We start from the raw sequence: 12,399 nt of genomic DNA, 5'->3' as shown, positions 1-12,399 counted from the left end.
TGAGATGAGCACGAACGCATCCAACGTCCCCGCGCTGGAAATCAGGGACCTGCACGCCTGGTACGGCGAATCGCACATCCTGCACGGCGTGGACCTGACCGTGAACCGTGGCGAAGTGGTCACGCTGCTGGGCCGCAACGGCGCCGGCCGCACCACCACCATGCGCGCGATCATGGGCCTGACCGGCACGCGCAAGGGATCGATCAAGATCAACGGCAACGAGACCATCGGCCTGCCCACGCACAAGATCGCGCACTACGGCATCGGCTACTGCCCCGAAGAGCGGGCGATTTTCTCGAGCCTGTCGTGCGAGGAAAACCTGCTGCTGCCGCCGGTGCTCAAGGGATCGAAGGGTGGCGACACCCCGGGCATGAGCGAGGCCGAGATCTACGAGATGTTCCCGAACCTGCGCGAGCGCAAGCAGAGCCAGGGCACGCGGCTATCGGGCGGCGAGCAGCAGATGCTGGCCGTGGGCCGCATCCTGCGCACGGGTGCCAACCTGCTGCTGCTCGACGAGATTTCCGAGGGCCTGGCCCCGGTGATCGTGCAGGCGCTGGCGCGCATGATCCTGATGCTCAAGAAGAAGGGCTACACCGTGGTGATGGTGGAGCAGAACTTCCGCTTTGCCGCGCCGCTGGCCGACCGCTTCTACGTGATGGAGCACGGCGCCATCGTCGAACGCTTTGCCGCCAGCGAGCTGCAAGCCAAGATGCCGGTGCTGAACGAACTGCTCGGGGTCTGACCCGCTGCGCCAGACGGGCGCCAGGGTCGCAATTTCGGATCGTGTTGGATCGTATTTTTACGAGATGGCAGGAACGGGTGGCAGCTCGCCGCCGCATATCAGGAGACAAGACATGAAGATGACTCGGCTGGCTGTCGCAGTGGCGGCAACTGTCTTTGGCGCGTTTGCAGGGGGCGCCTCGGCGCAGGTATCGAACGATACCGTGAAGATTGGCTACATCACCGACATGTCGGGCCTGTATGCCGACATCGACGGCCCCGGTGGCCTGGAAGCGATCAAGATGGCCATCGAGGATCACGGTGGCAAGGTGCTGGGCAAGCCGATCGAACTGGTCAGCGCCGATCACCAGAACAAGGCCGACATCGCCGCGTCGAAGGCGCGCGAATGGATGGACCAGCAGGGCCTGGACATGCTGCTGGGCGGCACCAACTCCGCCACGGGCCTGGCCATGAACAAGGTGGCGCAGGAAAAGAAGCGCGTCTACTTCAATATTGGCGCCGGCACGGCCCGCCTGACCAACGAAGAGTGCTCGCCGTACACGGTGCACTACGCCTACGACACGGTGGCGCTGGCCAAGGGCACCGGTAGCGCGGTGGTGAAGCAGGGCGGCAAGAAGTGGTTCTTCCTGACCGCCGACTACGCCTTCGGTCATTCGCTCGAAAGCGATACGGCGGCCGTGGTGAAGGCCAATGGCGGCACGGTGGTGGGCCAGGTGCGCCACCCGCTGTCGGCGTCGGACTTCTCGTCGTTCCTGCTCCAGGCACAGGCATCGAAGGCTGACATCCTGGGCCTGGCCAATGCCGGCGGCGACACGATCAACGCGATCAAGGCCGCCAAGGAATTCGGCATTACCAAGACCATGAAGATTGCCGGCCTGCTGATGTTCATCAACGACGTGCACAGCCTGGGTCTGAAGAACACCGAAGGCCTGCTGATGACCGACAGCTGGTACTGGGACATGAACGACGACACCCGCAAGTTCGCGAATCGCTTCTTCACCAAGATGAAGAAGATGCCGAGCAGCCTGCAGGCCGCCGACTACTCCGCCATCAGCACGTACCTGAAGGCCGTGGAAGCCGCCAAGACCGATGATCCGGACAAGGTCATGGTCGAGTTGAAGAAGATGAAGATCAACGACTTCTACAACAAGAGCTACATCCGCGCCGACGGCCGCAACATCCACGACATGTACCTGATGCAGGTCAAGGCCCCGGCTGACTCGAAGAAGCCGTGGGACTACCTGAAGGTGGCGGCAACGATCCCGGGCGACCAGGCGTTCACGACGGTGGCCGAGTCGAAGTGCTCGATGCTGAAGAAGTAAGGAAGCAGGCAAATCAGCGATGGTTTGCTCCCCTCTCCCGCTGGCGGGAGAGGGGCAGGGGGAGAGGGCCGGCGTACCAGGGCCCGATGATGGCAGGTTGAGCCGCCGAACCCTCTCCCCCGACCCCTCTCCCACACGTGGGAGCGGGGAGACACCAACAGGCAAATCAGGCCATGGATATTTTCGGAATTCCACTACCCGCCATGCTGTCCCAGCTGTTGCTGGGCTTGGTCAATGGCGCTTTCTACGCGATGCTGAGCCTGGGCCTGGCCGTGATCTTCGGCCTGCTCAACGTGATCAACTTCGCGCACGGCGCGCTTTTCATGCTCGGGGCGGTGCTGGCCTGGGCGGGCATGGAATACGCCGGACTCAACTACTGGGTGATGCTGGTCCTGTCGCCGCTCGTGGTGGGCCTGCTGGGCGTCATCATCGAGAAGACGATGCTGCGCTTCATCTACAAGCTCGATCACATCTACGGCTTGCTGCTGACGCTGGGCGTGACGCTGGTGATCGAAGGCGTGTTCCGCTCCATCTACGGGGTGTCGGGCCTGCCGTATTCGCCGCCTGACGCGCTGCAGGGCGCTACGGACCTGGGCTTCATGATCCTGCCGAACTATCGTGCCTGGGTGGTGGCCGCGTCGCTGGTGGTGTGCCTGGCCACGTGGTTCACGATCGAAAAGACCAAGCTGGGTGCGTACCTGCGTGCCGGCACCGAGAACCCGAAGATGGTGGAAGCCTTCGGCGTCAACGTGCCGCTGATGGTGACGCTGACCTACGGCTTCGGCGTGGCGCTGGCGGCGTTTGCCGGCGTGCTGGCGGCGCCGGTGATCCAGGTGTCGCCGCTGATGGGCCAGAACCTGATCATCATCGTGTTCGCCGTGGTGGTGATCGGCGGCATGGGCTCGATCATGGGATCGATCATCACGGGCCTGGGGCTCGGCGTGGTCGAAGGGCTGACCAAGGTGTTCTATCCGGAAGCATCGTCGACCGTGGTGTTCTTCATCATGGTGATCGTGCTGCTGCTGCGCCCAGCCGGGCTGTTCGGGAGGGAAAAGTGATGAGCGGACAGACTGGACAAACGGCTGTGCCTGTCGAGACCAAGGGCTTCAAGGAAGGCACTGCGTTGCAAAAGAAAGTGTTGTACGGCCTGCTGCTGCTGGGCCTGATCGTGGCACCGCTGGCCGGCGCGTACCCGGTGTTTGTGCTGAAGGTGCTGTGCTTCGCGCTGTTCGCGTGTGCGTTCAACCTGCTGATCGGCTTCACGGGGCTGCTGTCGTTCGGCCATGCGGCGTTCTTCGGCGGCGCCGGCTACGCGGCCGGCCATGCGATGAAGGTGTGGGGCGTGACGCCGGAACTGGGCCTGCTGTTCGGCACGCTGTCCGGTGCGGTCATCGGCTACGTGGTGGGTTCGCTGGCAATCCGCCGCCAGGGCATCTACTTCTCGATGATCACGCTCGCGCTGGCGCAGATGCTGTTCTTCTTCTGCCTGCAGGCGCCGTTCACGGGTGGCGAAGACGGGCTCCAGGGCATTCCGCGCGGCAAGCTGTTCGGCGTGTTGTCGCTGGCCGATGACATGACGCTGTACTACGTGGCGCTGGTCATCATCGCGATCGCCTTTGCGCTGATCGTACGCACCGTTCACTCGCCGTTCGGCCAGATCCTGAAGGCGATCCGCGAGAACGAGCCGCGCGCGATTTCGCTGGGTTACGACGTCGATCGCTTCAAGCTGCTGGCCTTCGTGATTTCGGCGGCGCTGTCGGGCCTGGCTGGATCGATCAAGGCGCTGGTGCTGGGCTTTGGCACGCTGACCGACGTGCACTGGTCGATGTCGGGCTCGGTGATCCTGATGACGCTGGTGGGCGGGCTGGGTACGCTGTCGGGCCCGATCGTCGGCGCATTCGTGGTGGTGGCGCTGGAGAACAAGCTTGGCGACATCGGCACGTTCCTGGCCAACCTGACTGGCCTCAGCTGGTTCAATGCGCTGGGCGAGTCGGTGACGATGGTGACCGGCGTGATCTTCGTGATCTGCGTGCTGACGTTCCGCCGCGGCATCATGGGCGAGCTGATCGCGCTGACCAGCCGGAAATCGGACAAGCACTAGCCCAGCGCCCCGAGTGGAGATGGGGCGACATGCCCGATTTTGGGGCTAGGGTTATTGCTGACTTGTTTCATACGCACCGGTTCGTTACATTGCATATACGGTTTTCGCAGGTTACTTGGAGGCGGAAGCGAGGAGACGACAGGCGCGCACCCGGTGTCGGGTAGCAGCAGCCAATACGATAAAGAGGCGTTGCTGGGTGATCCCTGGCAACGCCTTTTTCATTTCCGGCCCTCGGAAATCGCCGCTTGCGGCACCCATCACGCCCGATGTGGCGGCCGATGCATCTTCGGCATGACCACCCGCCAGCCCCCATGCGACAATGCCGGCCAGCCTCTCCCGCCCGGCCATGTCCACCCCATCTGAATCCCCGAATTCCCAAAAAGTGCTGTACTCGGTACGCGTTGGCGTCAGCGCCGATGGCCCGGCCATCGAGGCCTGGCTGAACGCCCGCACGCCGCTGCCCGTGCCCGAGGCGCGCGCCAGGCGCCTGTCGCTCGATGCCTTGCTGGAGCAGGGCGGCCACGGCATCTGCGTGCTGGGCGGTGGCACCAGTGCGGTGCGCGATCTGCTCGACCGGCCGGGGCAGCAGTCAACGCTGGCCTGCCTGCTGCCTGTCACGCTGGTTCACAGCCTCTCGCTGGGCGGGCGCGTGGCGATGGCGGCCGAGTGGTGGCCGCCGGCCGACGATGCCCCTGGCTGGCTTGATGCCGCCTGCCAATTGCTGGCCGACTGGTGCCGCGCCCACGGTATCCGCCATATCCGGCTGGCGCCGGGGCTGGTGGCCGACGCTTTGCGGGCGCCGCAGGGCTTTCAGCGCGATGCCGACGGCCTGTGGCTGCGCAGCCTGATACCGACGCCAAAACGCCTGGGCTGACCGGGGCGGCGGCGGGGTTATCTTCCGCCCTGGCGTTGCGCCGCTCTCCCTGATCCCTTCGATTCCTTCGATCCCTTCGATTCCTTTCCCCCTTTCCACCGTTCGGACTGTTCCACCATGGAGTTTGCATTTCTGGCCGCGGCCGCCTTTCTGGCCGGCATGATCGACGCTGTGGCGGGCGGGGGCGGCCTCGTGCAGGTCCCGGCGCTGTTCTCGACCTATCCCAACATGTCGCCGGCCACGCTGATCGGTACGACCAAGGTGGCGTCGCTGGCCGGCACGTCCAACGCCGCCTTCCGCTTCGCGCGCAAGGTCCGGATCTACTGGGGGGCCACCGGCCCCGCGATGCTGGCGGCCTTCGTGTTCTCGATGGCCGGCGCGTGGACGCTGACGATGATCCCCGCCGAGCCGCTGCGCAAGGCGCTGCCTTTTGTGCTGCTGATCCTGCTGGTCTACACGGTGGTCAAGAAGGATCTGGGCACCGAGCATGCGCCGGCGCTGTCGGGCGGGCGTGAGCGGCTGGCGGCGCTGTTGGTCGGCGCGGCGATCGGGTTCTATGACGGCGTGTTCGGGCCCGGTACGGGCAGCTTTCTGATGATCGTGTTCGTGCGCGTGTTCGGCTACGACTTCCTGCACGCATCGGCGTCGGCCAAGATCGTCAACCTGGCGACCAACCTGGCCGCGTTGCTGCTGCTGTCGGCGAAGGGCCATGTCTGGTGGCAGCTCGGCATCGTGATGGCCCTGGCCAACGTGGCCGGCAGCCAGGTGGGCAGCAAGCTGGCGCTGCGACACGGCAGCCGCTTCGTGCGCAAGGTGTTCATCGCGGTGGTCATCGCGCTGATCGTCAAGACGGCCTACGACGCGTTCCTGCGCTAGGGCCGCACGAGGGCGGCACAGGCGCGGCACAAGCGCCTGGAAGGCCCGCCGGACAACGGAAACCCTCGACTGTTGCGCCTGCGCCGCTGCGGGTTAATCCGGCCTTTTCGTATCACATCGCTGTGTTAGACTCGATTCGCATTCCCGACCGAGCGGTCGGGGAATGCCACTGCGCAATCCGGGGGTAATGGCGCAGGACGGGAAAAAACGGGACGAACTTCGATGTTCCCGGCTGAGATCGGATGCCAGCGTTGCATCTGCCAAAGAGCCTGCCAGAGTGGGCCACAAAAAAACTGAAGGCATCCGTCGGCCGGAAGCCGGCGGGTGCCTTTTTCCGTTTTTGGAATCGAAGGAGACAAGCCATGACGTTCAAGCGCGCCAGCCTGCTGGCACTTGCCGCCGCCAGTCTGTTCTCGGGCGCGGTCAGCGCCCAGGTAAAGGTCGGGGTCACGGTTTCGGCCACCGGGCCGGCCGCCTCGCTCGGCATCCCCGAGAAAAACACCTTCACGCTGCTGCCCAAGGAAATCGCCGGCAAGAAGATCGAGTACATCGTGCTCGACGATGCCACCGACACGACCACGGCGGTCAAGAACACGCGCAAGCTGATCAGCGAAGACAAGGTGGATGTGGTGGTGGGTTCCACCGTCACGCCCAATTCGCTGGCCATGGTGGACGTGGCCGCCGAAAGCGAAACGCCGATGATCTCGATGGCCGCCTCGGCCCGCATCATCGAGCCGATGGACGCCAAGCGCGCCTGGATCTTCAAGACGCCGCAGAACGACTCGCACATGGCAACGGCCCTGGCCGAGCACATGACCAGCAACAACGTGAAGACGGTGGCGTTCATCGGCTTCGCTGACGCCTATGGCGATAGCTGGGCGCAGGAATTCGCCAAGGTGGCGGAAATGCGCAAGATCAAGGTGGTGGCCAACGAGCGCTTCGCACGCACCGACAACTCGGTGACGGGCCAGGTGCTGAAGATGATGGGCACCAATCCGGACGCCGTGCTGATCGCAGGCTCGGGTACGCCCGCCGCGCTGCCGACCAAGGCACTGAAGGAGCGCGGCTACAAGGGCAAGATCTACCAGACGCACGGCGTGGCCAACCCCGACTTCCTGCGCGTGTGCGGCAAGGATTGCGAAGGCACGTTCCTGCCGGCCGGCCCGCTGCTGGTGGCCGAGCAGTTGCCCGACAGCAATCCGGTGAAGAAGCCGGCCATGACCTACAAGACCGCCTACGAGAAGGCGTTCGGCGGACAGGTATCGACCTTCGGCGGCCATGCCTGGGATGCGGGCCTGCTGCTGCAGAACGCGATTCCCGAAGCGCTCAAGAAGGGCCAGCCCGGCACCAAGGAATTCCGCAAGGCACTGCGCGATGCACTGGAGCAGACGAAGAACCTGCCGGTATCGCACGGCATCATCAACATGAGCCCCACCGACCACCTCGGCATGGACCAGCGCGCACGCGTGATGGTGCAGATTGTCGATGGCAAGTGGAAGCTGCAGAAGTAAGCCGGCAGACGACCGGCTGGCAGGGGTCACACGCTGGGCAGCGTAGCAACGCAGGGCGCATGGCAGACCATGCGCCCTTTTTTTGCCCCCGTGATTTCCCGCCACCCTCTAGGCATTGCGCGGTGGAGTCTCTAAGCTGAGGCTGCGGTAGCGGCAAGCATCCGGGCACTGGCGCCCACCACGCGCGCACATAACACGGGCAGACAATGGACCTATCGATTGCGGCCATTCTGGCGCAGGACGGCATCACCTCCGGCGCGATCTACGCGCTGCTGGCACTGGCATTGGTGCTGGTGTTCTCGGTGACGCGTGTCATCTTCATCCCCCAGGGCGAGTTCGTGGCCTACGGCGCGCTGACACTGGCCGCGATGCAGGCCGGCCACGCGCCGCAGACCACGTGGCTGCTGCTGGCCATGGGGGGCCTGACGTTTCTCTACGATGGTGTGGCGGTGTTGCGCAGCCCGGAGCTGCGGCTGACCGCGCCGCGCCGCATCCTGATCCTGGCGGGCAAGTACCTGCTGTTCCCAGGGGCCGTGCATGTCCTGGTGCAGCAGTACGGCGGCACGCCGCTACCGATGCTGGTGCAGATCGCGCTGACGCTGCTGATCGTGATTCCGCTGGGGCCGATGCTCTATCGCCTGGCCTATCAGCCGCTGGCCGAAGCCAGCACGCTGGTGCTGCTGATTGTGTCGGTTGGCGTGCATTTCGCGCTGGTGGGGCTCGGGCTCGTGATGTTCGGTGCCGAAGGCTCGCGCACGAATCCGTTTTCCGATGCGCGCTTCGACGTGGGCAGCCTCAGCGTGTCGGGGCAGAGCCTGTGGGTGGTGGTGGTGTCTGGCGTGCTGATTGCCGCGCTGTACTTCTATTTCGAGCGCACGCTGCAGGGCAAGGCATTGCGCGCCACCGCCGTGAACCGCCTGGGTGCGCGGCTGGTTGGCATCGGCACGACGCAGGCCGGCCGCCTGTCGTTCACGCTGGCCGCGGCGATGGGTGCGCTGTGCGGCATCCTGATCGCGCCGCTGACGACGATCTACTACGAGTCCGGCTTCCTGGTGGGGCTCAAGGGGTTCGTGGGCGCCATCGTTGGCGGACTGGCCAGTTATCCCGTGGCGGCGCTTGGCGCGCTGCTGGTGGGGCTGCTCGAATCGTATTCGTCGTTCTGGGCCAGCGCATTCAAGGAGGTCATCGTCTTCACGCTGATCATCCCGGTGCTGCTGTGGCGCTCGCTGACGAGCAAGCACGTCGAGGAAGAGGAATAAGCCATGACGATGCTGACCGACAAGCCGCTGGAGAAGAACGTGGATGCGCAGAACGGGAGTTCGCAAGGCAGGTCGCAGTCGCGCCACGCGGGGCACATGCGCGGGGTCATGCGCAACCGCGTGCTGGCGCTGGCCTTTGCGGTCGTGCTGGCACTGCTGCCCGTGCTGCCGACACCGGAGTTCTGGATCACGCTGGGCAACTACATCGGGCTCTACAGCATCGTGGCCATCGGGCTGGTGCTGTTGACGGGCGTGGGGGGCATGACATCGTTTGGCCAGGCCGCGTTCGTGGGGCTGGGCGCCTACAGCACGGCATACCTGACCACACAGTTCGGGCTGTCGCCGTGGCTTGGCCTGATCGTCGGACTGGTCATCACGATTGCATCGGCTTACGTGATTGGCCTGATTACGATGCGTATGTCGGGCCACTACCTGCCGCTGGCGACGATTGCCTGGGGCCTGTCGCTGTTCTTCCTGTTCGGCAACCTGGAATTTCTGGGCAAGTACGACGGCCTGAATGGCATTCCGGTGCTGTCGTTCCTGGGCATCGAGCTGCAGTCGGGCCGGGCGATGTTCTATCTGATCTGGGCCGTGGTGCTGCTGGCCGTGGTGGCCATGCAGAACCTGCTCAATTCGCGGCCAGGCCGTGCGATTCGCGCGCTGAAGGGCGGCGGCACGATGGCCGAGGCGATGGGCGTGAACACTGCGTGGATGAAGGTGGTGATCTTCGTCGTGGCGGCGATCCTGGCCTGTGTGTCGGGCTTCCTGTACGCGCACCTGCAGCGAGCCGTGAACCCGACGCCGTTCGGTCTGAATTACGGCATCGAGTACCTGTTCATGGCCGTGGTGGGCGGCGTGGGGCACGTCTGGGGTGCGGTGCTTGGCGCGGGCATTCTGACCGTCCTCAAGGACGTGCTGCAGGGCCTGCTGCCCAAGTTGCTGGGCAGTACCGGCAATTTCGAGATCATCGTTTTTGGCGTGCTGCTGGTGCTGCTGCTGCAGTACGCGCGCGACGGCATCTGGCCGTTCCTGCGCAAGCTGATGCCATCAGGGCCGCCGGTGGTGGCGCCCGATTACGCTGACGCGCTGGCCGTGCGCCCGAAGCCCGAGGCCGGCGAACTGATTCTCGATGTGCGCGCGGCACGCAAGCAGTTTGGTGGCCTGCTGGCGGTGAACGACGTGAGCTTCCAGGTGCGCGCCGGCGAGATCATCGGGCTGATCGGCCCGAACGGCGCGGGCAAGTCCACGACCTTCAATCTTGTGACCGGCGTGCTGCCGCTCACGCGCGGCGAGGTGCACTATCGCGGCGAGGTGATCTCGGGCCTGCCGTCGCGGGAGATCGTCAAGCGGGGTGTGGGCCGTACCTTCCAGCACGTGCATCTGCTGCCGACGATGACGGTGCTGGAGAACGTAGCCATCGGCGCGCACCTGCGTGGCGACTTTCGCGCGCAGGGCGGCGTATCGGCGGCGATCCTGCGCATGAACCGGGCCGAGGAACAGAAGCTGCTGTTCGAGGCGAAGCGCCAGCTGGAGCGCGTGGGACTGGCCGACTGCATGTACATGGAGGCCGGCAGCCTGGCGCTGGGCCAGCAACGCATTCTGGAGATCGCACGTGCGCTGTGCTGCGATCCCGCGCTGCTGCTGCTCGACGAGCCTGCGGCGGGCCTGCGGTACAAGGAAAAGCAGGCACTGGCCGAATTGCTACGCAAGCTGAAGGGCGAGGGCATGAGCGTGCTGCTGGTGGAGCATGACATGGACTTCGTGATGAACCTGACCGATCGCCTGGTGGTGATGGAGTTCGGCACGCGCATCGCCGAAGGCGTGCCGGAAGAGGTGCAGAAGAATCCGGCCGTGCTGGAAGCCTATCTCGGCGGCGTCGAGTGAGGAAATGAGATGAGTCTGATTCTGGAAGTGAAAGACCTGCATGTGCGATACGGCAAGGTGGAGGCCGTGCATGGCGCCAACCTGCAGGTACAGGCCGGCAAGATCGTCACGGTGATTGGCCCAAACGGCGCCGGCAAATCGACCATGCTCAACGCGATCATGGGCGCGCTGCCGGTCAGTGGGTCGTCGAACGGTACGGTGGGCTACCTGGGCCACGACATGGCCGGCATTCCGGTGGAAGGGCGGGTGGCGCGCGGCATGTGCCTGGTGCCGGAGAAACGCGAGCTGTTTGCGACGATGTCCGTCGAAGACAACCTGCAGCTTGGCGCCTTCCGCCGCAAGCGCGCCGGCGAGCGCAACTACCTGGACCAGATGGATGTGGTTTATGACCTATTCCCGCGCCTCAGGGAGCGCGCCAAGCAGGAGGCCGGCACGCTGTCAGGCGGCGAACGCCAGATGCTGGCCGTAGGCCGGGCGCTGATGGCCAAGCCGCAGTTGCTGATGCTGGACGAACCCAGCCTTGGCCTGGCGCCGCTGATCGTGAAGGAGATCTTCCACATCATCAGCAACCTGCGCCAGACCGGCGTGGCAACGCTGCTGATCGAGCAGAACGCCCGCGCGGCGCTGCAGGTGGCTGACTACGCGTATGTGGTCGAAACCGGCGACATGGCGATGGAGGGCGAGGCCGCGGCGCTGGCCAGTAATCCGAAGGTCATCGAGACGTATCTGGGCCTGGCAAAGAAGGCGGCGTAAGGTCGCCTGGGGTACGCCGTAGGTACGGTTTGGGATGCGTATACATCGGTTTGGAAAATAACGGCACTGATTTTGGTGCCATTTTTATTCATGAAAACGATGTTGTTCACAAATCTATCCACAGTGTGGATAACTATGGGCGAACCAGCTCGATAATATCGACGGCAGCAGCGGAAAGCAGCCATTCGCGGAACACCGCCAGGGCGCCATGATCGTTTTTTTCACGTGGCGCACACAGGAAATATCCCCGGTTCAGCGTGACCGGCAGATCGAACGGCGCCACCACCTGACCGGCCTGCAACGCATCCCTGACAAGGCATCGCTGCAAAACGGCCACTCCCATATCGGCCTTCACGGCCTCCAGCAAAATCGACACCTGATCGAATCCACGGGCGAGCGTGGGCGCAGCGTTGGGTACTCCTGTGGCTCGCAGCCAGTTCTCCCAATTCCTGGGGGCAGTTGTGTGGAAAAGTAGCGGTTCGCCCATCAGGTCTGACGGAGTTTTCCACAGATTGGCAGCCTGTCGGGCATGGGCCCGCGCGGGGTGACAGACCGGCACCATTTCGCGACCGATCACGTAGTCAACTTGCAAGTTGGGCCAGTGACTGGCTTCGCCGGTCAGGATCGCCGCATCGGGCTTTGCCCCCGAAAAATCCTCGTCACGGCGGTAGGGTACGAAGTCGAGCCGGATATCGGGATGCTTGCGGTGAAAGTCAGGCAGGCGAGGCACCAGCCATACGCTGGCCAGCGTGGGCACGGCAGACAACGTCAGGTGATGCTGGCGATCCTCGCCCAGCATCGCCGCGCTGGCGCTCTCGATGGCGGCCAGCGGGCCGGTGATGGCGTCCAGATATTGGCGCCCCGCGTCAGTCAGCGTGAGCTTGTGGGCATTGCGATGGATCAGCGGTTGGCCGAAATGTGATTCCAGGCGGGAGATAGCGCGGCTGATGGCGCCTTGCGTGACGCACAGCGTTTCCGCCGCACGGGTGAAGCTGCCGAGCTTGGCTGCCGTCACAAATGCATGTAGCTCGGACATCGAAGGTGAGCGTATACGCATGGCAGTTTGAGCATGAGCTTT

General features: G+C 64.3%; 11 protein-coding genes. 10 read left to right on the top strand and 1 reads right to left on the bottom strand.

What is annotated here, in order from left to right:
* The first annotated feature begins 4 nt into the window (after window positions 1–4).
* The 10 genes from CYJ10_RS00580 to CYJ10_RS00535 all read left to right on the top strand — a co-directional run bounded on the left by CYJ10_RS00580 (window position 5) and on the right by CYJ10_RS00535 (window position 11,321).
* Window positions 5–742: an ABC transporter ATP-binding protein gene (locus CYJ10_RS00580; RefSeq protein ID WP_101679646.1), complete on the top strand. Its 738-nt coding sequence runs from the start codon at window positions 5–7 to the stop codon at window positions 740–742.
* 112 nt (window positions 743–854) lie between these two features.
* Window positions 855–2,063, top strand: a complete 1,209-nt coding sequence (locus tag CYJ10_RS00575) for an ABC transporter substrate-binding protein (protein ID WP_101679645.1) — start codon at window positions 855–857, stop codon at window positions 2,061–2,063.
* A gap of 173 nt (window positions 2,064–2,236) precedes the next feature.
* A complete protein-coding gene (locus CYJ10_RS00570; RefSeq protein ID WP_101679644.1) occupies window positions 2,237–3,121 on the top strand; it encodes a branched-chain amino acid ABC transporter permease in 885 nt (294 codons plus the stop codon).
* Window positions 3,121–4,164 (top strand): branched-chain amino acid ABC transporter permease, encoded by a 1,044-nt coding sequence (locus tag CYJ10_RS00565; RefSeq protein WP_101679643.1) that lies wholly within the window; start codon window positions 3,121–3,123, stop codon window positions 4,162–4,164. Before CYJ10_RS00570 ends, CYJ10_RS00565 begins: the two co-directional genes overlap by 1 nt.
* A 346-nt stretch (window positions 4,165–4,510) precedes the next feature.
* Window positions 4,511–5,038 carry a hypothetical protein gene (locus tag CYJ10_RS00560; RefSeq protein ID WP_257991857.1) on the top strand — a complete coding sequence of 176 codons (528 nt, stop codon included), beginning with the start codon at window positions 4,511–4,513 and terminating at the stop codon, window positions 5,036–5,038.
* Window positions 5,039–5,155: 117 nt separating this feature from the next.
* Window positions 5,156–5,914: a sulfite exporter TauE/SafE family protein gene (locus CYJ10_RS00555; RefSeq protein ID WP_101679641.1), complete on the top strand. Its 759-nt coding sequence runs from the start codon at window positions 5,156–5,158 to the stop codon at window positions 5,912–5,914.
* A 362-nt stretch (window positions 5,915–6,276) separates the two neighbouring features.
* Window positions 6,277–7,425, top strand: a complete 1,149-nt coding sequence (locus CYJ10_RS00550) for an ABC transporter substrate-binding protein (RefSeq protein WP_101679640.1) — start codon at window positions 6,277–6,279, stop codon at window positions 7,423–7,425.
* A gap of 206 nt (window positions 7,426–7,631) precedes the next feature.
* Window positions 7,632–8,684 carry a branched-chain amino acid ABC transporter permease gene (locus tag CYJ10_RS00545; RefSeq protein ID WP_101679639.1) on the top strand — a complete coding sequence of 351 codons (1,053 nt, stop codon included), beginning with the start codon at window positions 7,632–7,634 and terminating at the stop codon, window positions 8,682–8,684.
* Window positions 8,685–8,687: 3 nt separating this feature from the next.
* Window positions 8,688–10,568: a branched-chain amino acid ABC transporter ATP-binding protein/permease gene (locus tag CYJ10_RS00540; RefSeq protein ID WP_101679638.1), complete on the top strand. Its 1,881-nt coding sequence runs from the start codon at window positions 8,688–8,690 to the stop codon at window positions 10,566–10,568.
* 9 nt (window positions 10,569–10,577) lie between these two features.
* Window positions 10,578–11,321 (top strand): ABC transporter ATP-binding protein, encoded by a 744-nt coding sequence (locus tag CYJ10_RS00535; RefSeq protein ID WP_101679637.1) that lies wholly within the window; start codon window positions 10,578–10,580, stop codon window positions 11,319–11,321.
* Window positions 11,322–11,454: 133 nt separating this feature from the next.
* Here the strand turns inward: CYJ10_RS00535 and CYJ10_RS00530 are convergent, their stop codons facing one another.
* Complete coding sequence (locus tag CYJ10_RS00530) at window positions 11,455–12,378, bottom strand: LysR substrate-binding domain-containing protein (RefSeq protein WP_101679636.1); 924 nt, start codon at window positions 12,376–12,378, stop codon at window positions 11,455–11,457.
* Between the last annotated feature and the right edge of the window lie 21 nt (window positions 12,379–12,399).

The sequence above is a fragment of the Cupriavidus pauculus genome (genome assembly GCF_002858765.1).
Classification (GTDB): domain Bacteria; phylum Pseudomonadota; class Gammaproteobacteria; order Burkholderiales; family Burkholderiaceae; genus Cupriavidus; species Cupriavidus pauculus_B.
Note: the sequence above shows the minus strand (reverse complement) of the source record. Positions and strands in the feature narration are given on the sequence as shown.

Coding starts and splice junctions, on each gene's coding strand:
- CYJ10_RS00580 (WP_101679646.1), top strand. CDS start 5: ATGAGCACGAACGCATCCAACGTCCCCGCGCTGGAAATCAGGGACCTG.
- CYJ10_RS00575 (WP_101679645.1), top strand. CDS start 855: ATGAAGATGACTCGGCTGGCTGTCGCAGTGGCGGCAACTGTCTTTGGC.
- CYJ10_RS00570 (WP_101679644.1), top strand. CDS start 2,237: ATGGATATTTTCGGAATTCCACTACCCGCCATGCTGTCCCAGCTGTTG.
- CYJ10_RS00565 (WP_101679643.1), top strand. CDS start 3,121: ATGAGCGGACAGACTGGACAAACGGCTGTGCCTGTCGAGACCAAGGGC.
- CYJ10_RS00560 (WP_257991857.1), top strand. CDS start 4,511: ATGTCCACCCCATCTGAATCCCCGAATTCCCAAAAAGTGCTGTACTCG.
- CYJ10_RS00555 (WP_101679641.1), top strand. CDS start 5,156: ATGGAGTTTGCATTTCTGGCCGCGGCCGCCTTTCTGGCCGGCATGATC.
- CYJ10_RS00550 (WP_101679640.1), top strand. CDS start 6,277: ATGACGTTCAAGCGCGCCAGCCTGCTGGCACTTGCCGCCGCCAGTCTG.
- CYJ10_RS00545 (WP_101679639.1), top strand. CDS start 7,632: ATGGACCTATCGATTGCGGCCATTCTGGCGCAGGACGGCATCACCTCC.
- CYJ10_RS00540 (WP_101679638.1), top strand. CDS start 8,688: ATGACGATGCTGACCGACAAGCCGCTGGAGAAGAACGTGGATGCGCAG.
- CYJ10_RS00535 (WP_101679637.1), top strand. CDS start 10,578: ATGAGTCTGATTCTGGAAGTGAAAGACCTGCATGTGCGATACGGCAAG.
- CYJ10_RS00530 (WP_101679636.1), bottom strand. CDS start 12,378: ATGCGTATACGCTCACCTTCGATGTCCGAGCTACATGCATTTGTGACG.